The sequence below is a fragment of the Pseudomonas fluorescens genome (assembly GCF_902497855.1).
Taxonomy (GTDB): domain Bacteria; phylum Pseudomonadota; class Gammaproteobacteria; order Pseudomonadales; family Pseudomonadaceae; genus Aquipseudomonas; species Aquipseudomonas fluorescens_BI.
Map to the genome: position 1 here is coordinate 36,540 of NZ_CABVHU010000011.1, position 20,773 is coordinate 57,312.

Annotated in this window: 22 protein-coding genes; 10 read left to right on the top strand and 12 right to left on the bottom strand. The window is 61.0% G+C overall.

The genetic code is table 11. The annotated features are described in order from the left end of the window. Positions 1 to 48: 48 nt before the first annotated feature. From F8N96_RS21245 to F8N96_RS21265, 5 genes are all read right to left on the bottom strand, one after another. On the bottom strand, positions 49 to 1,389 hold the full coding sequence (locus F8N96_RS21245) for a sensor histidine kinase (protein ID WP_150799493.1): 1,341 nt from the start codon (positions 1,387 to 1,389) through the stop codon (positions 49 to 51). A gap of 178 nt (positions 1,390 to 1,567) precedes the next feature. Then, positions 1,568 to 2,014 carry a Spy/CpxP family protein refolding chaperone gene (locus F8N96_RS21250; protein ID WP_150749095.1) on the bottom strand — a complete coding sequence of 149 codons (447 nt, stop codon included), beginning with the start codon at positions 2,012 to 2,014 and terminating at the stop codon, positions 1,568 to 1,570. Positions 2,015 to 2,568: 554 nt separating this feature from the next. Continuing rightward, the gene (locus F8N96_RS21255) at positions 2,569 to 3,246 is read right to left on the bottom strand and encodes a response regulator transcription factor (RefSeq protein ID WP_150799494.1); all 678 of its coding nucleotides are present in this window, start codon (positions 3,244 to 3,246) and stop codon (positions 2,569 to 2,571) included. 280 nt (positions 3,247 to 3,526) lie between these two features. After that, positions 3,527 to 3,826, bottom strand: coding sequence for a YciI family protein (locus F8N96_RS21260; RefSeq protein WP_008156126.1), 300 nt, complete (start codon positions 3,824 to 3,826; stop codon positions 3,527 to 3,529). A 1-nt stretch (position 3,827) separates the two neighbouring features. Then, positions 3,828 to 4,424 carry a septation protein A gene (locus F8N96_RS21265; RefSeq protein WP_150799495.1) on the bottom strand — a complete coding sequence of 199 codons (597 nt, stop codon included), beginning with the start codon at positions 4,422 to 4,424 and terminating at the stop codon, positions 3,828 to 3,830. 87 nt (positions 4,425 to 4,511) lie between these two features. Here F8N96_RS21265 and F8N96_RS21270 point away from each other — a divergent pair, with 87 nt between their 5' ends. The 7 genes from F8N96_RS21270 to F8N96_RS21300 all read left to right on the top strand — a co-directional run bounded on the left by F8N96_RS21270 (position 4,512) and on the right by F8N96_RS21300 (position 11,896). Next, positions 4,512 to 5,375: a PHP domain-containing protein gene (locus F8N96_RS21270; protein ID WP_150799496.1), complete on the top strand. Its 864-nt coding sequence runs from the start codon at positions 4,512 to 4,514 to the stop codon at positions 5,373 to 5,375. Positions 5,376 to 5,388: 13 nt separating this feature from the next. After that, positions 5,389 to 6,018, top strand: a complete 630-nt coding sequence (locus F8N96_RS21275) for an L-threonylcarbamoyladenylate synthase (protein WP_150799497.1) — start codon at positions 5,389 to 5,391, stop codon at positions 6,016 to 6,018. Between the two features lie 60 nt (positions 6,019 to 6,078). After that, positions 6,079 to 6,837, top strand: coding sequence for a segregation and condensation protein A (locus tag F8N96_RS21280; RefSeq protein WP_191626226.1), 759 nt, complete (start codon positions 6,079 to 6,081; stop codon positions 6,835 to 6,837). A gap of 11 nt (positions 6,838 to 6,848) precedes the next feature. Continuing rightward, entirely contained in the window at positions 6,849 to 7,829 is a 981-nt protein-coding gene (gene scpB / locus F8N96_RS21285) for an SMC-Scp complex subunit ScpB (RefSeq protein ID WP_150799499.1), read from the top strand. Positions 7,830 to 7,974: 145 nt separating this feature from the next. Beyond that, entirely contained in the window at positions 7,975 to 8,166 is a 192-nt protein-coding gene (locus F8N96_RS21290; protein ID WP_150799500.1) for a DUF1289 domain-containing protein, read from the top strand. 156 nt (positions 8,167 to 8,322) lie between these two features. Continuing rightward, the gene (gene rluB / locus F8N96_RS21295) at positions 8,323 to 9,621 is read left to right on the top strand and encodes a 23S rRNA pseudouridine(2605) synthase RluB (RefSeq protein ID WP_150799501.1); all 1,299 of its coding nucleotides are present in this window, start codon (positions 8,323 to 8,325) and stop codon (positions 9,619 to 9,621) included. Positions 9,622 to 10,477: 856 nt separating this feature from the next. Next, entirely contained in the window at positions 10,478 to 11,896 is a 1,419-nt protein-coding gene (locus F8N96_RS21300) for an amino acid permease (RefSeq protein ID WP_150799502.1), read from the top strand. A gap of 77 nt (positions 11,897 to 11,973) precedes the next feature. Here F8N96_RS21300 and F8N96_RS21305 read toward each other — a convergent pair whose 3' ends face one another. After that, complete coding sequence (locus tag F8N96_RS21305) at positions 11,974 to 12,582, bottom strand: NAD(P)H-dependent oxidoreductase (protein ID WP_318187384.1); 609 nt, start codon at positions 12,580 to 12,582, stop codon at positions 11,974 to 11,976. Here F8N96_RS21305 and arfB point away from each other — a divergent pair. Continuing rightward, on the top strand, positions 12,534 to 12,947 hold the full coding sequence (arfB, locus tag F8N96_RS21310; RefSeq protein WP_017337147.1) for an alternative ribosome rescue aminoacyl-tRNA hydrolase ArfB: 414 nt from the start codon (positions 12,534 to 12,536) through the stop codon (positions 12,945 to 12,947). The genes F8N96_RS21305 and arfB overlap by 49 nt on opposite strands. Here arfB and F8N96_RS21315 read toward each other — a convergent pair. The 6 genes from F8N96_RS21315 to phhA all read right to left on the bottom strand — a co-directional run bounded on the left by F8N96_RS21315 (position 12,944) and on the right by phhA (position 17,752). Then, entirely contained in the window at positions 12,944 to 14,158 is a 1,215-nt protein-coding gene (locus F8N96_RS21315) for an MFS transporter (RefSeq protein ID WP_150799504.1), read from the bottom strand. The genes arfB and F8N96_RS21315 overlap by 4 nt on opposite strands. A 101-nt stretch (positions 14,159 to 14,259) precedes the next feature. Next, on the bottom strand, positions 14,260 to 14,445 hold the full coding sequence (locus F8N96_RS21320) for a hypothetical protein (protein ID WP_150799505.1): 186 nt from the start codon (positions 14,443 to 14,445) through the stop codon (positions 14,260 to 14,262). Between the two features lie 77 nt (positions 14,446 to 14,522). Further along, positions 14,523 to 14,654 (bottom strand): hypothetical protein, encoded by a 132-nt coding sequence (locus F8N96_RS35715; protein ID WP_257784578.1) that lies wholly within the window; start codon positions 14,652 to 14,654, stop codon positions 14,523 to 14,525. Between the two features lie 658 nt (positions 14,655 to 15,312). Continuing rightward, positions 15,313 to 16,506 carry an amino acid aminotransferase gene (locus F8N96_RS21325; protein ID WP_150799506.1) on the bottom strand — a complete coding sequence of 398 codons (1,194 nt, stop codon included), beginning with the start codon at positions 16,504 to 16,506 and terminating at the stop codon, positions 15,313 to 15,315. Continuing rightward, positions 16,506 to 16,862, bottom strand: coding sequence for a 4a-hydroxytetrahydrobiopterin dehydratase (locus F8N96_RS21330; RefSeq protein WP_064679132.1), 357 nt, complete (start codon positions 16,860 to 16,862; stop codon positions 16,506 to 16,508). The genes F8N96_RS21325 and F8N96_RS21330 overlap by 1 nt, the downstream gene beginning before the upstream one ends. A 104-nt stretch (positions 16,863 to 16,966) precedes the next feature. After that, complete coding sequence (gene phhA, locus F8N96_RS21335) at positions 16,967 to 17,752, bottom strand: phenylalanine 4-monooxygenase (RefSeq protein ID WP_150799507.1); 786 nt, start codon at positions 17,750 to 17,752, stop codon at positions 16,967 to 16,969. 400 nt (positions 17,753 to 18,152) lie between these two features. On the opposite strand from phhA, the gene F8N96_RS21340 reads away from it, so the two are divergent. Continuing rightward, positions 18,153 to 19,715 (top strand): sigma-54-dependent phenylalanine hydroxylase transcriptional regulator PhhR, encoded by a 1,563-nt coding sequence (locus F8N96_RS21340; RefSeq protein WP_033055953.1) that lies wholly within the window; start codon positions 18,153 to 18,155, stop codon positions 19,713 to 19,715. A gap of 311 nt (positions 19,716 to 20,026) precedes the next feature. Beyond that, positions 20,027 to 20,764, top strand: coding sequence for a flagellar basal body rod protein FlgF (locus F8N96_RS21345; protein ID WP_150799508.1), 738 nt, complete (start codon positions 20,027 to 20,029; stop codon positions 20,762 to 20,764). The last annotated feature ends 9 nt before the right edge of the window (positions 20,765 to 20,773 follow it).

Sequence of the window (20,773 nt, forward strand, 5' to 3'; positions counted from 1 at the left end):
ATGTTGACTGAACCGGAGCTTTCGCGAGCAGGCTCGCTCCCACAGGGATTACGGCTGGACTACGGCGCCGGGCACCAACGGCAAATCGAGGCTGGCGATAAACCCACCCTGCGGATGATTGGCCAGCACCAGGCTCCCGCCATGGCGTTCTGCCGCACGACGGGCAATCGCCAGCCCCAGGCCATGCCCCGCCGCAGTCTGTCCCGGTGCCCGATAGAAGGGTTCACCCAACTGGCTCAAATGCTCGGCCTCCACACCGGGCCCATGGTCGCGCACACTGACGACAATTCGCTCACCCTGGCGTGACGCCAGCATTTCGATCGATTGCCCTACGGGGTTGAAGCGCTGGGCGTTGCGCAGCAGGTTGTCCACCGCGCGCTCGATCATGGTCGGCCAACCTTTGAGGTTCAGTTGCGGCTCGGCCTCAAGGCGCACGTTCTGTTCCGGCGAACCGAGCTGGGCATCTTTTTGCAGGGTGCTGAGCAGGGCATTGAGGTCCACCTCTTCGGCGCTGGCGTTGTCGGCATCGACCCGCGCCAGCACCAGGATTTCGCTGATCAGCGCTTCCAGCCGGTCGCATTCACGGGTCAGGCGTGGCCAGAGTTTTTCCCGTTCCTCGGGGTTGGCCCTTTCGGCCAGCGCCAGCGCAATGCGCAGTCGGGCGAGGGGCGAACGCAGCTCGTGGGACACATCGCGCAACAGTTGCCGCTGACTGCCGATCAGACTTTGCAGGCGGGCGCCCATGCGGTTGAAATCGTTGGCGAGCACGCCGAACTCATCGCGCCGGTTGGCCAGTTTTACCAGGCTGTTCTGTTGATAGGTGGTTTGCCCCAGGTCATGCACGGCACCGCGCAGGCGGCTGAGCGGCCGAGTGATAGAGAAGGTCACCAGCAGACTGAACAGGGTCAGCACCACCAGCGCAATACCTAATGCACTCAACGGCCAGAGCAGGCTTTCGCGGTGCCAGGCGTCCAATTCCGGGTGCGGGATCCGATAGATCAGCAGGTAGGTGTCACCGGTTTTTTCACTGGTGTATTCAGCGGTCAGACGGCGCCACGGCAGGCGGCGATCGTCGTTGTTCTGCCGCGCTTCAAAGGCTGCCGCACGGCGGGGGAAGGTGCCGCGCACCACCGGATCGCCGCTCTCGTTGAGCACCTGAACGTCGATGTGATACTGGCGCTTGCGCTGTTCCAGAATATCCTGGGCCGCTTCCTCTCCCTGGGCTTCGTAGGTGTGCGTCCACTGTTCGGGCAGGGTGTTGAGACCCGGATGGCGGCTGAGAATCCACGCGTCCTGATTAAGCATGTGCCCGAGCAGAATGGACAGCCCCGCCACCAGGGCGATGGCCAGCCAGAAGCTGGCCAGGATACGCCAGAACAATGAGCGCACAGAAAATCCTCGAACAAACACAAAGCCAATGTAGGAGCTGGCTTGCCAGCGAAGGCGGCGTAACAGCTAATACATGTATCTACTGACACACCGCTTTCGCTGGCAAGCCAGCTCCTACAATTAAACCGAGTAGCACCAGACCCAACGGTGTTTAGCCGTTGGGTCCGGGGTCAGCGCATTATTGCGCTTTTTGCGGTTGTTGCGCTTTCCAGGCCTTGAACTCGGCCCATTCCGCGCGGCGCTCGGCCTTTTTCTTCTGGATCTCGTCGAATTGCTTCTGTTGATCCGGTTTCAGCAGGGCACGCACGTCGGCTTCGGCTTTCTTGTGGTTGGCGGCCATTTCGTCTTTCATGGCTTTCTGGTCGGCTGGCGACAGTTTTTCCAGGTACTTGTCGACCACTTGCTTACGCTCGTGCATCTGCTCGCCCATGATCTTGCGGATCTGCTCGCGCTGTTCGCGACTCAGGTCCAGCTGGCTGTAGGGGCCTTTGCCGTGCATGCCGTGCATCTGGCCGCCGTGGCGCGAGCCGTCCATCGGGCCCATCGGGCCGGCGCCTTCAGGCATGGCCATGGCAACGGTCGGCAGGGCGGCAGCGAACATCAGAGCGATAAGAGTCTTGCGCATGGTGAATCTCCTTGTCTCGTTCCCGGTACGTTCCGGATGTGTGCAGATTACGCAGATCAAGGTCAGCGGCGGTCAGCGGAGCGTAAAGCTTGGGTAAAGACGATTTCGTGCCGTCCTGACAAACGCCCCTCCGGCAGACGCCGGCTTGCCGGCGAACCAGGCGACGCGGTCTGTAGGAGCCAGGCTTGCCGGCGAACCAGGCGACGCGGTCTGTAGGAGCCAGGCTTGCCGGCGAACCAGGCGACGCGGTCTGTAGGAGCCAGGCTTGCCGGCGAACCAGACGACGCGGTCTGTAGGAGCCAGGCTTGCCGGCGAACCAGGCGACGCGGTCTGTAGGAGCCAGGCTTGCCGGCGAACCAGACGACGCGGTATTAGTTACACCGCCTTCGCCCCTGTAGGAGCTGGCTTGCCAGCGAAGAACGCATAGACCACGCGTTCTTCCAGTGAGCACGCGTCATCGTTAACGACCATCGCTGCGGTGCGACGATTCGACAAGCCAGCTCCTACAGGGGGCTCCTGCACCGGGGATCGCGTCTGTTTCAGAGACTTCTGATTCAGAGGCTGTAGTAATAACCACGGCTGCGCAGGGCAACAATACGCGGTCGGCCATCGGGGTGCGGGCCGATTTTTTTGCGCAGGTTGCTGATGTGCATGTCCAGGCTGCGGTCGTACAGGGTCAGTTTGCGGCCGAGGGCGATCTGCGCCAGATCCTGTTTGTCCAGCGGTTCACCGGGTTGCTTGAGCAGCGCTTCGAGCAGGCGGCTTTCGGAAACGGTGAGGGTGAATTCCTGGCCATCGATGCTGACCACGCCGCGCACCGGGCTGAAACACAGGTCGCCCAGTTCAAGCTGGCTGGACACCGCCGTCGGATGACTGCGGCGCAATACGGCGCGCAAACGCGCTGTCAGTTCCCGTGGATCGCAGGGTTTGGCCAGGTAATCGTCGGCGCCGAGTTCCAGGCCGAGGATACGATCCAGGGGCTCGCCCCGGGCCGAGAGCATCAGCACCGGCAAATCCGGATGATCGCTGCGCAGTTGCTTGAGCAGTTCCAGGCCGCTGCCGTCCGGCAGCATCACGTCCAGTACCACCGCTGCCGGCGAAGTTTCAGCCAGCGCGCGACGTGCGCTGCGGCCATCGTGGCAGGCGCGGACGTGGAAGCCTTCCTGGCTCAGCCAACTGCTCAAGAGCTCACACAGCTCCTGATCATCATCAATTAATAACAACTCGCTCATGAATCACTCAATTTAGCCATTGCCGACGTTCTGCTTGTACCACTGGCGAAGATACCGCAGAGCAGGGCCAACCGCACCGATGACGAACCATTGTTGCCGGTCAGTCAATGGACGCGGCAGCGCACTGGGGGGCTGACATGACCAGCATCAGACACAACGGCCCTTTGCGTATCGCGACCCCTGGTTCCAATACGGGTACTGGGCAGGTTGTCGGCCGGTGAAAGAGAATAATGAGCGTTGAGAGCGCGATGAACCGGGAAGGTTCATCGCGCGGGGGATATTACGGGAGGACTTGCTTGAACGGCTTGACCGAAACGTTGGCGTAGACGCCGGCGGCGATATACGGATCGGCGTCGGCCCAGGCCTGGGCGGCGCTGAGGGAATCGAATTCGGCGACGATCAGGCTGCCGGTGAAACCCGCGGCCCCCGGATCATTGCTGTCGACGGCCGGGTGCGGGCCGGCCAGTACGATGCGGCCTTCGCCTTTGAGCACTTGCAGGCGCTCAAGGTGGGCAGGCCGTGCGGCCAGGCGGGCTTCCAGGGAGTTGGCGACGTCTGTGGCAATGATTGCGTAAAGCATGTCAGTCCTCGGTTTTTGGCGTTGTGGTATCGGCGTCGTGCAAATGGCGGGACAGGTAGATGCCCTGTGCGACCAGGAACAGCAAGGTCATGCCCAGGCTGCCGAAGACCTTGAAGTCGACCCAGTAGCTCTGGAAGGTGAACGCGACAAACAGGTTGGCGGCGCCACAAAACAGGAAAAACCCGATCCAGGCGATGTTCAGGCGGGTCCAGACCGGCTCCGGCAGGGTCAGTGCGTGGCCCATGATGCGCTTGATCAACAATTGATCACCAACGAAGTGGCTGCCGATGAACGCCAGGGCAAACAGCCAGTTGACCACGGGGGCTTTCCATTTCAGGAAGGTCTCGCTATGGAACGCCAGGGTCAGGCTGCCGAAGACCAGGCAGGCGATGAGGGTCAGCCATTGGCTCTTTTCCAGCTTGCGCTGCTTGATATAGAGCGCGCCGTAGACCACCAGGGAACTGACGATCAGCATCGCGGTGGCGCTGTAGATACCGCCGACGGTCAGTTGATGACCGGCGATGTCGACGACCCGTGGATCGATTTTGAACACAATGAAGAACAGCAGGAGCGGGATGAAATCGATGAATTGTTTCACAGTGGCAGCCAGAAGCAGGATGTGGCGGCATAATAACAAACATATGGGCGCGCGATAGCGCCAGCTGATTTGAGGTAACACATCCCCGTGAATGTTGATTTGCACTGCCACAGCACGGCCTCCGATGGCGCCCTGGCGCCTGCGGTCCTGGTTGCGCGTGCGTTCGAGAAAGGCGTGCGAGTCCTGGCCTTGACCGATCACGATACCCTCGAAGGCCTTGCCGAGGCCCGCAGCGCGGCGTCCGCGCTGGGCATGCAACTGGTCAATGGCGTCGAATTGTCCTGCACCTGGGGCGGCGCGACCATCCATGTGTTGGGCTACGGATTTGATGTGAATGCACCACCGTTGGTCGAGGCGATTGCCAGATTGCACGATGGCCGCTGGCTGCGGTCCGAAGAAATAAGCCGCAAGTTGGCGTTGAAAGGCATGCCGGGAGCGCTGGAAGGTGCCCGGGCCATTCAGCAGGAACTGGGCGACAGCGGCAACGCGCCGGCCCGTCCGCATTTCGCCGACTGGATGGTGCGCGAGGGCTACGTCAAGGATCGCGCCGAAGCGTTCCGCAAATGGCTGGGCGCCGGCAAGCTGGGGGACGTCAAGCAACACTGGCCGACCCTGGAAGATACCGTCGAAACCCTGCGCGCGGCGAAAGCCTGGGTCAGCCTGGCGCATCCCTGGCATTACGATTTCACTCGCAGCAAACGTCGCCGGCTGATTGCCGACTATATTCAAGCAGGGGGCCACGCCATCGAAGTGGTCAATGGCCATCAGCCCGCCGAGCAAGTGGGCAGCCTGGCGATTCTTGCTCGCGAGTTCGGTCTGCTGGTCAGCGCCGGCAGTGATTTTCATGGCCCTGGAGGCTGGTCCGAGATCGGCGAATATCGCCCGCTTCCGGAGGATCTGCCGCCATTGTGGTGTCGATTCAAACATGACCCAATTATTGCCGCCGTCTGAACAGGTAGAGAATGTGAGTCAATTTTTCCAGATTCATCCGGAAAACCCGCAAGCGCGCCTGATCAAACAGGCTGTCGAGATCATCCGCAGCGGCGGGGTGGTGATTTATCCCACAGACTCCTCCTACGCCATTGGTTGCCAGATCGGTGACAAGAACGCCGTGGAGCGCGTGCGCCGCTTGCGTCAACTGGACGAGAAGCACAACTTTGCGCTGATTTGCAGCGACCTGTCGCAACTGGGCTTGTTCGCCAAGATCGACACCGGCACCTTCCGCCTGCTCAAGGCGCATCTGCCGGGCCCCTATACCTTCATCCTCAACGCCACCCGCGAAGTCCCGCGCCTGCTGTTGCATCCGAAAAAACGCACCATCGGCCTGCGCGTGCCGGCCCATCCGATTGCCCTGGCGCTGCTGGAACAGCTGGGCGAGCCGTTGATGAGCGTGACCCTGATCATGCCCGGCGACACCGACCCGATGAGCGATCCTTACGAAATGCGCCAGTTGCTCGAGCACCAGGTCGACCTGATCATCGACGGCGGTTTCGGCGGGATCAAGGCGTCCACCGTGATCAACCTCGCTGACGGCGAGCCCGAAGTGATCCGCGTCGGTTGCGGCGATCCCACGCCATTCATGGCCGAGGCCTAGATGTCCGTAGTGGAACCCGTCGACGATCAGGCCGGAGCCCAGCAAGAGCTGCCCTTCGCGATGGTCTATGGCCAGGCGGTCATGGAAATGCCGCTGGACCTGTATATCCCGCCGGACGCGCTCGAAGTTTTTCTCGAGGCCTTCGAAGGCCCCCTCGACCTGTTGCTGTATCTGATCCGCAAACAGAACATCAACATCCTCGACATCCCGGTGGCGGAAATAACCCGCCAGTACATGGGGTATGTCGAACTGATGCAGTCGGTGCGCCTGGAGCTGGCCGCGGAATACCTGGTGATGGCCGCGATGCTGGCCGAAATCAAGTCGCGGATGTTGCTGCCCCGTGCCGAAACCATCGAAGCCGAAGAAGACGATCCGCGCGCCGAGTTGATCCGGCGTTTGCAGCAGTACGAACGCTTCAAGGCGGCCGCCGAAGGCATCGATGGCTTGAGTCGCGTCGGCCGTGACGTGGTGGTGCCCAAGCTCGACGCCCCAGAGGCCCGGGCGCGCAAGCTGTTGCCGGATGTGAGTCTGGAAGAATTGCTGATGTCCATGGCCGAGGTCCTGCGCCGGGGCGACATGTTCGAAAGCCACCAGGTCAGCCGCGAGGCATTGTCCACCCGCGAACGCATGAGCGATGTGCTGGAACGGCTCAAGGGCGGCGGTTTCGTGCCCTTTGTCGAGCTGTTCACCGCGGAAGAAGGACGCCTGGGGGTGGTGGTGACCTTTATGGCGATCCTCGAACTGGTCAAGGAATCCCTGGTCGAGCTGGTGCAGAATGAGCCGTTCGCGGCGATCCACGTCCGGGCCCGAGCCGAATAACGAGTTGAATCATGAACCTGAGTGAACCCCGCGAGCTGGCGCCACTGCTTGAGGCCTTTCTGTTGGCCTCGGGAAAACCGCAATCGCTTGAACGCCTGTTCGAACTCTTCGAAGAGGCCGAACGACCGGAGCCGCCGGTTTTCAAGAAAGCGCTGACGATTCTGGCCAAGTCCTGCGACGGCCGCGCCTTCGAGCTGAAGGAAGTGGCTTCCGGGTATCGCCTGCAGATCCGCGAAAAGTTCTCGCCGTGGGTAGGACGTCTGTGGGAAGAGCGGCCGCAACGCTATTCCCGCGCCATGCTCGAAACCATGGCCCTGATCGCCTATCGCCAGCCGATTACCCGGGGCGAGATCGAAGACGTACGGGGTGTGGCGGTCAACACTCACATCGTCAAGACCCTGCTGGAACGCGAGTGGATCCGCATCGTCGGCTACCGCGACGTGCCTGGTAAACCGGCGATGTTCGCCACCACCAAAGTTTTTCTCGATCACTTCAACCTGAAGAACCTCGACGATCTGCCGCCGCTGGCCGAGCTGCGCGAGCTTGAACCTGATCCGGTGCTGGATTTCGACGACGCACCGGTGCCTGCCGGGTTGCAGGAGCTGGCGGACGCCAGTGCCGAGCCGGAGGAGCCGAAGGAGGAAACCAGTTTCCATACGTTGTTGCAGGAGCTGGACACGATGGAGGAGGGGCTCAAGACTGATTTCGACGACATCCTGCGCGATGGGGCGGTGACTGAGACTGAAGAAGTCCTGGAACAGTTCGAGCCTGGGGCTCAGATCGAAGTTGAACTTCAGGTCGAGCCTGAAGCCACAGTCGAAGAAGAGCTTGAAGATGACGTGCTCGGTGTTGCCGAAGCTCGAGAGAAGCTTCTGGCCGCCGTTGCCGCGCTCGAACAGTCCAAACCCGAGCCCGCGTTGACCGACGAAGAAGCCGAAGCCCGGGCCCTGGCCGAAGCGATCGAGGCCGAACGCCGCGAATTCGACGACTGACCACACATTCTGTGGACACTGAGATTCCCTGTAGGAGCCGGCTTGCTGGCGATGGCGGTGACACATTCAACACATGTGCTGGCTGTCAGGACGCCATCGCCAGCAAGCCGGCTCCTACAAGGGTTTGTGTTGACTGGAGTATTCGATGAGCTCAACCAAAGACCCCTGCATCAGCGTCTGCAAGTTCACCGATGACATCTGCATCGGCTGCGGTCGCAGCAAGCGCGAGATCAAGGTCTGGAAGAAACTCGACAAGGTCGACAAGCGCACGGTGCTGGCCGAAGCGGCGCTGCGGTTGATCAAGCTCGGTGCCACCGGTCGGCGGAAAAGCAAATAACCTGGCCTCCATCGACTAGTCTCTGATGCGCGAACGCCCGCATGAGCGTATGATTCGCGACCCTCCGGCGATCCCTTCGCCCGAGTGCCCAGCTTTCAACGCTTCAGGCCCCTCACCTCAGAGCTGCCTGAACAGACCACACCGGGAGGTGCCCAGATGAGTATCAAAGACCAGAAAGACGACCAGGAAATCGGCCCAGCAGGCGAAAAACTGCAGAAAGTCCTCGCCCGTATCGGCGTCGGCTCGCGCCGTGACGTAGAAGCCTGGATCAGTCACGGCCGCATCAAGGTCAATGGCAAAGACGCCACCCTCGGCCTGCGCGTCGACCTGCACGACGCCATCACCATTGATGGCAAGGTGATCAAGCGCGAAGAAGCCGCCGAGTCGGTACGCCGCGTGATCATGTACAACAAGCCCGACGGCGAAATCTGCACCCGCCTCGACCCGGAAGGCCGTCCAACCGTTTTCGACAAGATGCCGCGCCCGAAAGAAGGTCGCTGGATCAACATCGGCCGCCTGGACATCAACACCACCGGTCTGCTGATGTTCACCACCGACGGTGAACTGGCCAACCGCCTGATGCACCCGTCCTACGAAATGGACCGTGAATACGCAGTCCGTGTGCGTGGCGAAGTCGATGACGAAATGATCGAGCGCCTGAAGGCGGGCGTCGTCCTCGAAGACGGCCCGGCCAAGTTCACCGACATCAAGCAAGCTCCGGGTGGCGAAGGTTTCAACCACTGGTACCACTGCGTGGTCATGGAAGGTCGCAACCGCGAAGTCCGTCGTCTGTGGGAATCCCAGGGCCTGGTGGTCAGCCGTCTGAAGCGCGTGCGTTTCGGCCCGGTGTTCCTCAACTCCGACCTGCCGATGGGTCGCTGGCGCGAAATGAGCCAGTACGAAGTCGACATTCTGAGTGCTGAAGTGGGCCTGACGCCGGTGGCCATGCCGCAGATGAACGCCAAGAGCAAAGACAAGCTCGATCGCATGCAGCGTAAATCGTCGCGTCCGATGGGCAAGACCGAGCGCGTGCGTTCGTTGCGTCCAGCCATCGGTAACCAGACCGCTGCTACGCCGCGTGACTCCCGTGAACCGCAAATCGAAGGCGAGCGTCCAGCCCGCAAGCCAGCAGCACCTCGTGCTGACGGCGAGCGCGGTCCACGCACGCCACGTCCGGCCAACGGTCGCACCGAACGCGGTGAAGGCCGTGGTGCGCCAAGCGGTGGTCGCAGCGATCGCGGTGCGCCTGCAGGTCGTGGCGAATCTCGTGGTGATGCGAGTCGCGGTACGCCAGTGGCGGACCGTCCGTCCGACACCAAGCGCCCGGCCAAGCCTGCGCCGAAGAAACGCCCGGGCATCGTCCTGGTCGACAAGGACGCGCCATCGGGCAAACGCCGCGGTGCGCCAGCCGGCTCCGGCCAGCGTCCTGGCTTTGGTCGTCGCAAGCCTGAGTAAGCGGTAAGCGCTTGATAAAAAACGCCAGCCTTCGGGTTGGCGTTTTTTTTTGCTGCTTTCACTTGATGAGGTGGTGCCTGTACTGACGCCTTCGCGAGCAGGCTCGCTCCCACAGGAAATCGGGTGCTACTGGCTGAATGCGACCCATTGTGGGAGCGAGCCTGCTCGCGAAAGCACCAGTGGCAACTCCACTGAACTCGAAATGGAAAACCAGCGTTACGCCCTGTAACGAATATCTGACGGAATCTACTGATGGGTCCTTTCGATTCGAGGTTTTCCAGACACTGTAAGGAAATACTTCCATCTTGCGGTAGTCACGAACCCTTCCCAGCCTTCTGCCCCGCTTGTTTCAAAGCCTCATCAAGGATCAGATGCGCCCCATGCCTGTCGTGCAGGTGCATAACAAGAAGGAGGCGCAATGTACGCCATGACTCATCTTTATCTCTTCCCGTGGGGCGATTTTTCTGCCGTCCCTGTCCAGGACCTGCATAGGTCTGACTCTTTTTTTGCAGCCGCCCGAGACACTCGGGGCGGACACAGGCAATCCCGGCAAACGACACGTTGATCCAACGGTGTCTGGCAGCAGGGGGTTACAGGTGTACAATGCGCCGCGTTTTAACTGTGACCTCCTGCGCATCTGCGCAAACCTCAAGGTTATCCGCCTTGTTCACTCCGCCACGTCACGAGCGTGTCGGGTCCGATTTCGTCACAGATAAAAACAAACAGGTGACGCATGACCGTTGTAAAAACGCTGGACTCCCGGTGCCTGCGCTGGGGTTTGATCGGCGCTGCTTGAAGCCGTAACCGAGCAGCAACGTCTAACGAACATCATCAAACCTTGCGTGAGACCCTTTTCATGAGTGGACAAAACTCGCATTCAGGCGAGCTGCAGCGCGGCCTGAAAAATCGCCATATTCAACTGATCGCCCTCGGTGGCGCGATCGGTACCGGACTGTTCCTCGGCTCGGCCGGCGTACTCAAATCCGCTGGCCCGTCGATGATCCTCGGCTACGCCATCTGCGGCTTCATTGCTTTCATGATCATGCGCCAGCTCGGCGAAATGATTGTCGAAGAGCCGGTGGCCGGTTCCTTCAGTCACTTCGCGCACAAGTACTGGGGCGGTTTCGCCGGCTTCCTGTCGGGCTGGAACTGCTGGATCCTGTACATCCTGGTGGGCATGTCGGAGCTGACCGCGGTCGGCAAATACATCCACTACTGGGCGCCGGACATCCCGACCTGGGTCTCGGCCGCGGGGTTCTTCGTCCTGATCAACCTGATCAACCTGGCCAACGTCAAAGTCTTCGGCGAGGCCGAGTTCTGGTTTGCGATCATCAAGGTCGTGGCCATCGTCGGCATGATTGCCCTCGGCAGCTACCTGCTGGTCAGCGGCAACGGCGGACCGCAAGCGTCGGTGAGCAACCTGTGGTCCCACGGCGGCTTCTTCCCGAACGGTATCAGCGGTCTGGTAATGGCCATGGCGATTATCATGTTCTCCTTCGGCGGCCTGGAAATGCTCGGTTTCACCGCGGCAGAAGCCGACCAGCCGAGAACCGTGATCCCCAAGGCCATCAACCAGGTGATCTACCGCATCCTGATTTTCTACATCGGTGCGCTGGTCATCCTGCTGTCGCTGACCCCGTGGGACAGCCTGCTGGCAACCCTGAACGCCTCTGGCGATTCCTATAGCGGCAGCCCGTTCGTGCAAGTGTTCTCGATGCTCGGCAGCGATACCGCCGCGCACATCCTCAACTTCGTGGTCCTGACCGCGGCATTGTCGGTGTACAACAGCGGCACCTACTGCAACAGCCGCATGCTGCTGGGCATGGCGGAGCAGGGCGATGCGCCCAAAGCCCTGGCGAAGATCGACAAGCGCGGTGTGCCTGTGCGTTCGATCCTGGCGTCGGCGGCAGTGACGCTGATCGCCGTGTTGCTGAACTACCTGATTCCCCATAGCGCCCTGGAGCTGTTGATGTCGCTGGTGGTCGCGACCCTGGTGATCAACTGGGCAATGATCAGCTTCTCGCACTTCAAGTTCCGCCAGCACATGGACAAAACCAAACAGACGCCGCTGTTCAAGGCCCTGTGGTACCCCTACGGGAATTACATCTGCCTGGCGTTCGTGGTGTTCATTCTGGGTGTGATGCTGTTGATCCCGGGGATCCAGATCTCGGTGTACGCGATACCGGTGTGGGTCGCATTCATGTGGGTCTGCTACGGCATCAAGAACAAGCGCAGCGCGCAGCAGGTAACCAATACTGCTCCTGCCGTGAAGTAGATAAACCTCGCGAAACAATAAACCCGGCGTTGGCCGGGTTTATTGTTTGTAGGATTTATCAATATTGTCTGTAGGAGTTAATTACACTTATCCGCTATCGATATCGTTGCTGAATCTCGGTTGCCGGGGTGGTCGATAAAAGGTGTGTAACTGGGTGCCCCCTGTTTCAACTGGCCGTGCTCGTCCCAATCGGTGGGCGAATTAAATCGAAGTACTGCTGCTTGATCAATATCGGCACAGAACGAACTGTAGCGCCGCAGTTCCTCGTTCAAGTCACGTCCCGATGCCGTACAGTCTGCCCAGATGCCGTGTACCAGATACGACTGCAGCACATCGAAACCAACATAACGAAAGGCGTACTGGATCGGCCACAACAGCAGGTGGGTGTTGCCCTCTCGACCGTTCGGCGCGCATTCGTGCGCCGACGAGCCAGTCGTTACACACAGAAGCACTTTCTTTCCCCAACACACGCCTTGTTCGAAGCGCCGTTCACTGGAGTAAAGTCCGCCGTACACCAGTACCCGATCCATCCACCCCTTGAGCATCGCGGGGGCGCCGAACCACCACAGCGGCGGAATCAGCCGCGATGGGATGTCGCGTGCTGTATCCTGAGGGACCTGAACCCGGACCTTTTTCCATGCTGGTGATTTCCAACAACGTGCATCTGCCGGATGCCGAGATCGAATTGACGGCCATTCGTGCCCAGGGGGCGGGTGGGCAGAACGTCAACAAGGTCTCCAGCGCGGTGCACCTGCGCTTCGACATTCCGGCCTCGTCCTTGCCCGAGTTCTACAAGGAACGGCTGCTGGCGCTGCGGGACAGCCGGATCACCAGCGAAGGCGTGTTGATCATCAAGGCCCAACAATACCGCACCCAGGAAGCCAATCGCGCCGATGCACTGGAGCGCCTGATCGAGTTGATCCTCAGCGCCACCAAGGTCGAAAAGAAACGCCGTCCGACCAAGCCGACCCTCGGTTCGAAAAAGCGCCGGCTCGAATCCAAGACCAAGCGCGGCAGCATCAAGGCCGGGCGGGGCAAGGTCGACTTCTAGCGCGCGTCCCGTTCTTCGCGGTGCTTCTCACTGAGGTGTTTTGGCGCCTGTCGGTACAGGTAAACGCTCAGTGCCAGGCCGCTCAGGGCGGCGAGGGCGGCGAACAGGAAGATCGAGGCAAAACCGAAACCTGCCGCAATCGCACCGGCCAGCGGACCGGTAATCCCCAGCGACAAATCGATGAACAACGAATAAGCCCCGACCGCCGCGCCACGGCTGGAGGCCGGCACCAGGTTGACCGCTTCCACCCCCAGTGCCGGGAACACCAGCGAGAAGCCAAAACCGCTCAATGCCGCGCCGGCCAGCGCCCAATTCGCGTCCGGTGCCAGCCACAGTAACAGCAGGCCCAGGGTTTCCACCGATAGGCAGGCAATCGCCACGCGAAAGCCGCCGAGGCGGTTGATCAGGTTGCCGAACAGCAACCGGGCGCCGATGAAGCTGGCGCCGAACAGGCTCAGGCACAGCACCGCGTTATCCCAGTGTTGCGTGGCGTAATACAGGGTGATGAAGGTCGCGATAGTGCCAAAACCGATGGAGCCCAGCGCCAGTCCGCAGCCATGGGGCAGTACGCGCCCCAGCACATGCATGAACGGCAGGCGTTCACCGACCACGATCGGCGCCGCGGTTTTTGGCCAGGCCAGCGCCAGTCCGAGGACGGCCAGCAGCACGATACTCACGCCCATGCTCCACAAGCCCAATCGACTGACCAGCCACACCCCCAGTGGTGCACCGATGGCCAGGGCGCCATAACTGGCGATGCCGTTCCAGGAGATGACCTTGGCGGTGTTCGCCGCGCCGACCCGGCCGATGCCCCAGCCGATCGAGCCCGAACCGACCAGGCTTTCCGCACTGCCGAGCACCAGCCGGCCGATCAACAGGCTGATCAGGCTCAAGGTCGGCAGGCTCTGGGTCCAGGCCGACAGCAGCATGAACACGCCGCTCAAGCCGCAACCGGCGAGGCCGTACATCACCGCGAGTTTGCTGCCCTTGTTGTCGATGATCTTCCCGGCATAGGGCCGGCTGAGCAGGGTGGCCAGGTATTGCACGCTGATCACCAGGCCGGCGATCACGGCGCCGAAACCCAGGTCGCTGTGGACGTAGCCCGGCAATACGGCCAGGGGAATGCCGATGTTGAGATAGCCGATGAAGGTAAACAGGACGATGGAGACGACTTGCAGCGTGACCGCCAGGGGGCGCTGGTTTTCAGACATGAGGTATAGGTCCACGGGGCAGCGGGATAGATAGGCTGCTTATGATAGCGGCGCGAGCGGCCGCGGGTCGTGGAAAAAGTAAAACTATTTGCCGGAAGGGGTTATTCAGGGTTCTGCGGGGCGACCAGCTGCGTCGTGACCAGGGCGGCCAGGGCGTTTTCTTCGCTGCCGAAACGGGCGAGCAAGGCGGCTTGTTTCTCGGGGGACAGGCGATTCCAGATCTCGATCATCTTCTCGGCGGTGCCGATCAGGAGGCTGGCCTGGCTCTCGTTGAATTCATTGGTCATGGGGCGGGGCTCTGGGGTTCAGGCGGTGTGGAAAGCGCATGTTAGCGCTTTCCACACGGTCTGGCATTGCAGGTGTATCAGTCTTCGCTGTCGGCCTGGCGGCGTTCAGTTGCTTCTTCCTTCTCGGGCTGTTGGGCACCGGCTTGTTGCGTGGTCGTCTGCTCAGTTTCGTGCAGGCTTGGGAAGGGGAGATTAGGAATCTCGTGCATATCGCGCTCCTCGCAAAGTCTGTTGATAGATCTGGGTAGATCCGCGCTTTTAAAAAGCCTGGGAAGGATACAGCAGTAGAAAAGACAAATAGACTTTTATATCCATTTGTTTCGACGGATGGGGTTGTATAGACAGGCTGGTTGCTGTTGCGCGGCTGGGCAATATATAAATCGACTGATACACCGCCCCCCTTGTAGGAGCTGGCTTGCCAGCGAAGACGGTGTATCAGCCAATACATGTATCGACTGACACACCGCTTTCGCTGGCAAGCCAGCTCCTACAGGGGGGGGCGGTGTGTCAGCCTGTTTGTGTGTCGACTGACACGCCGCCTTCGCTGGCAAGCCAGCTCCTACAGGGGGTGGCGGTGTGTCAGCCTGTTTGTGTGTCGACTGCCACGCCGCCTTCGCTGGCAAGCCAGCTCCTACAGGGGGTGGCGGTGTGTCAGCCTGTTTGTGTGTCGACTGACACGCCGCCTTCGCTGGCAAGCCAGCTCCTACAGGGGGTGGCGGTGTGTCAGCCTGTTTGTGTGTCGACTGACACACCGCTTTCGCTGGCAAGCCAGCTCCTACAGGGGGTGGCGGTGTGTCAGCCTGTTTGTGTGTCGACTGACACGCCGCCTTCGCTGGCAAGCCAGCTCCTACAGGGGGTGGCAGAGGGTTACTTGCAGACCTCGGCGATCGCCTCGGCCAGCAGGGCCAGGCGCGTCGCATCAATCCCCGCCACGTTGGCCCGGCCAGTGCCGACCATGTACACGCTGTGCTGATCACGCAGTTTTTTAACCTGCTCCGGCGTCAACCCGGTGTAGGAAAACATTCCGCGCTGCACGCCAATATGCGCAAAACGTTCGCGCAACCCGTGCGGCTCAAGGGCTTCCACCAGGCCGCTGCGCAGTTGGGCGATACGCAAGCGCATCGTCTCCACTTCATCGGCCCAGAGACTTTTCAGCTGCGGATCGCCAAGGATGGTCGCCACCACGGCGGCGCCGTGATCCGGCGGCGTCGACCACAGGTTGCGGGCGATGTTGGCCAGTTGACTGCGGATGTCCACCAGCTTGTCAGCGGTTTTCGCGCAGACAATCAACGCGCCGGTACGGTCGCGATACAGGCCGAAGTTCTTCGAGCAGGAACTGGTGATCAGTACTTCCGGCAACTCGGCGGCGAACAGCCGGGTCGACCAGGCATCCTGTTCCAGGCCATCGCCGAAGCCCTGGTAGGCAAAATCAATCAGGGGCAACAGGTCGCGGCTTCGCACCACCTTCAACAACCGGCGCCAGTCGTCATGGGACAGGTCGAACCCGGTCGGGTTGTGGCAGCAAGCGTGCAGCAGTACGACATCACCCTTGGGCGCTGCTTCGAGTGCGGCCAGCATGGCGTCGACGTCGAGACGGTTGTCGCTGCCCACGTAAGGGTAGTGACTGACCTTGACGCCCGCCGCGGCGAAGATGGTTTCGTGGATCGGCCAGGTCGGACTGCTCAACCACACGCCACGGCCCGGCAGGCACTGGGCGATGAAATCCGCGCTCAAGCGCAACGCCCCGGTGCCGCCCGGCGTCTGCGTCACGCCGGCCCGTTGTTCGGCGATCAGCGCAGAGTCGGCACCCAATACCAGCTCATTGATGACTTTGCCGAACGCCGGTTCGCCATGGCCGCCGATGTAGGTCTTGGTGGCCTGGCGGTCCACCAGTCGCGCCTCGGCGAGTTTCACTGCCTGAGGGATCGAGGTCAGGCCCTGGGCATCTTTATAGACGCCCACGCCGAGGTCGAATTTGCGCGGGTTCGGGTCCAGCGCATAGGCCTCCATCAGGCCGAGGATCGGGTCGCCGGGTACTCGACCTATGGCGTCGAAATGCATTATTTGCGGCCCTCGGCGTCCTTGGCCACTTCGTCGGTGCGCGCGGCCATGATGAAGTCGTTGCGGTGCAGGCCCTTGATGGAATGGCTCCACCAGGTCACGGTGACTTTGCCCCACTCGGTCAGCAGGCCCGGGTGGTGACCTTCGGCCTCGGAGATTTCACCGACGGCGTTGGTGAACGCCAGGGCGTGCTTGAAATTCTTGAACAGGAAAATCTTTTCCAGCTGCATCACGCCGTCGCGAACTTCGATGTTCCAGTCAGGGATCTGCTTGATCAGTACCGGCAGTTCTTCGTCGCTGACTTGTGGGGCATCGGCGCGGCAGGCTTCGCAGTGGGCTTGGTTCAATGTGGACATGATGGGTTCCTGAAATCGAATTATTGGAAATCGGCCGTCAGTTCCACCACGCTAAACCAAAGCGTGGGTTCCGGACAGGCTCACTTGATTCTAAAAGCTGCGGATCACGCGGCTTTTGGCGGAAATTTCGGGGTGTGCAAGCCCAGCTGCATGCCTTGCTTGACCATGCTCATGATGTCTTCATGGGCCACATCGAACAGGCGCTTGAGGTTCGGCAGGACAAAGTACAGCGGCTGCAGGATGTCGATGCGATACGGCGTGCGCATGCATTCCAGCGGATCGAACGTGTGATGCTTAGGTTCGTCCGACAGGCAGTACACGGTTTCTTTAGGCGAGGAGAGAATGCCGCCGCCGTAGATGCGCATGCCCTGCGGCGTATCGACCAGGCCAAACTCGATGGTCATCCAGTACAGGCGCGCCAGGTACACGCGCTCTTCCTTGGTCGCCTGCAGGCCGAGTTTGCCGTAGGTGTGGGTGAATTCGGCAAACCAGGGGTTGGTCAGCAGCGGGCAGTGACCGAAAATCTCGTGGAAAATATCCGGCTCTTGCAGGTAATCCAGCTCTTCGCGGGTACGAATAAAGGTCGCCACCGGAAACTGCTTGCTGGCCAGCAATTCGAAAAAGGTCTGGAAGGGAATCAATGCAGGCACCCGGGCGACTTGCCAGCCGGTGGTTTCACCGAGGACCTTGTTGATCTCGCCCAGTTGCGGAATGCGGTCGTGGGGCAGACCGAGTTTTTCGATACCGTCCAGGTATTCCTGGCACGCACGCCCTTCGATCACTTTCAGTTGGCGAGTGATCAGCGTGTTCCACACCGCGTGTTCTTCGGCGGGGTAGTCGATAAAACCTTGCGCATCGGGCTCGCGAGCCACGTAGTGCGTCTGCTTCATGCTGCTCTCCTGCTAGGGGATTTCGTTCTTGTTATGTCCTGCTATGGACTTAGAAATACCCCAAGGCGTTTGACGTTGCAGCAGGTGGTTTGAGTCGGGCGCAGGAAAAAACCACGATTTTCGTAAAGTATTCGTTACGGATTGCCGGTTGCCGCGCAAGTATTGAGATCTGCGGGTTTGAAATGGCGTCCAGGTGTCACATAATCTTGACGACTATCTGAGCTCCGCAGCAGAAAAACACGCTCAAAGGCATTGGCACATCTGTAGGAGCTGGCTTGCCAGGGAAAGCGGTGTGTCATTCGATACATGTATTGGCTGACACACCGCCTTCGCTGGCAAGCCAGCTCCTACAGGTGTGCATCCGGCATCAATCTCAATCACCGCTTTTTCAGGTCTTTATATGCGTATCAAAGTCCATTGCCAGAACCGCATCGGCATCCTGCGCGACATTCTCAACCTGCTGGTGGAGTACGGGATCAACGTCGCTCGCGGCGAGGTCGGCGGTGAGCATGGCAACGCCATCTACCTGCATTGCCCGAACCTGATCAACATCCAGTTCCAGGCGTTGCGGCCGAAATTCGAATCGATTGCCGGGGTCTTCGGGGTCAAGCGTGTCGGGCTGATGCCCAGCGAACGGCGGCACATGGAGCTCAATGCCTTGCTCGGCGCGCTGGAGTTTCCGGTGCTGTCGATCGACATGGGCGGCTCGATCGTCGCCGCCAACCGCGCGGCGGCGCAGTTGCTCGGGGTGCGCGTCGACGAGGTGCCGGGGATCCCGTTGTCGCGGTATGCCGAGGATTTCGACTTGCCGGAACTGGTGCGCGCCAACAAGTCGCGGATCAATGGGCTGCGGGTCAAGGTCAAGGGCGACGTGTTTCTCGCCGACATTGCGCCGTTGCAATCGGAGCATGACGACAGCGAAGCCATGGCCGGCGCGGTACTGACCCTGCATCGCGCGGATCGGGTGGGTGAGCGCATTTATAACGTGCGCAAGCAGGAACTGCGCGGGTTCGACAGCATCTTCCAGAGCTCGAAAGTGATGGCCGCCGTGGTGCGTGAAGCCCGGCGCATGGCGCCACTGGATGCGCCGCTATTGATCGAAGGCGAAACCGGCACCGGCAAGGAGTTGCTGGCGCGCGCCTGCCACCTGGCGAGCCCCCGTGGCCAGTCACCGCTGATGGCGCTCAACTGCGCCGGCCTGCCGGAGTCCATGGCCGAGACCGAGTTGTTCGGGTACGGCCCCGGGGCCTTCGAAGGGGCGCGGGCCGAAGGCAAGCTCGGGCTGCTGGAGCTGACGGCGGGCGGTACGCTGTTTCTCGATGGCGTCGGGGAAATGAGCCCGCGCCTGCAGGTGAAATTGCTGCGCTTCCTGCAGGACGGTTGCTTCCGTCGTGTCGGCAGCGATGAAGAGGTTTATCTGGATGTGCGCGTGATCTGCGCGACCCAGGTCGACCTGTCCGAGTTGTGCGCGCGCGGGGAGTTTCGCCAGGACCTGTATCACCGCCTGAACGTGCTGTCGTTGCATATCCCGCCCTTGCGCGAGTGTCTCGACGGGTTGACGCCGCTGGTGGAACACTTCCTCGATCAGGCCAGCCGGCAGATCGGTTGCCCGCTGCCGAAGCTCGCGCCGGCGGCGATGGAGCGGCTCAGCCACTACCACTGGCCGGGCAATGTCCGGCAACTGGAGAACGTGTTGTTCCAGGCGGTTTCGTTGTGCGAGGGCGGGACGGTGAAGGCCGAGCACATTCGATTGCCGGACTACGGGGTGCGTCAGCCCCTTGGCGATTTTTCGCTGGAGGGCGGGCTGGACGAGATTGTCGGGCGCTTCGAGAAGGCGGTGCTGGAGCGGCTGTATTCCGAGCATCCGAGCAGTCGGCAACTGGGCAAGCGGTTGGGGGTTTCGCATACCACCATTGCCAATAAGTTGCGTGAGTACGAAGTTGGTAAAGAACCCGGCGCCTGACAGATCGTACCCACGCTCCGCGTGGGAATGCCTCAACGGACGCTCTGCGTCCGCTCTTGGGACGTGGCGTCCCGGGCTGCATTCCCACGCAAAGCGTGGGAACGATCAGGCGGCAGAAACCGTGATTGCCGCCTAGCGGCATGACACCGCCGGTTTTTCGTCTCCAACCCATTCCCCCAATCCCCTCGGAACCCCTCAACACCCTTGTTTCCCGGTCCCCCGCGCCGTCAGAAAAAAGTTGGTCTGCAAATTGCTTATCGCTCAGCAACACAGCACTGGGCGGCAAACGTCCGGCAGGCAGAGGAAAGAGTGTGGACAAGTACCTTTATGTGGCAATGACCGGCGCCAGCCAGAATGCACTGGCGCAAAAGGCTCATGCGAACAACCTGGCGAACATCTCCACCAACGGCTTCCAGAAAGACCTGGAGCAGGCGCGTTCGATGCCGGTGTTCGGTGACGGCTTTGCGGCGCGTGCGTTTGCCTTGTCCGAGCGTCCGGCCACCGACTTTTCCCCTGGCGCGCTGGTAGAGACCGGCCGCGACCTCGATGTCGCCGTGCAGGGCAACGGCTGGATTGCGGTGCAGAACCCCGACGGCGGCGAAAGCTACGTGCGCACCGGCAGCCTGAACGTCGACGCCCTCGGCGTGTTGCGGGCCGGCAACGGGATGCCGGTGCTCGGCAATGGCGGGCCGATTGCCGTGCCGCCCGAGCAGCAGATCGAGGTGGGCGAGGACGGCAGCATCAGCATTCGCGCGATGGGCGAGGGCCCGCGGGTGATGGCGCAAGTCGACCGCATCAAGCTGGTCAACCCAGACTTCAGGAACATGACCAAAGGCCTGGACGGTTCGATCCACACCAAGGACGGCCAGCCGGCGCAGGCCGATGCCAACGTCAAGCTGGTGTCCGGCTTCCTCGAGTCGAGCAACGTCAATGCCGTGGAAGAGATGACCTCGGTGCTGGCCCTGGCCAAGCAGTTCGAACTGCACGTCAAGATGATGAACACCGCCAAAGAAGACGACCAGGCCATGGCTCGGGTCTTGCAGATCTAATAATCATCA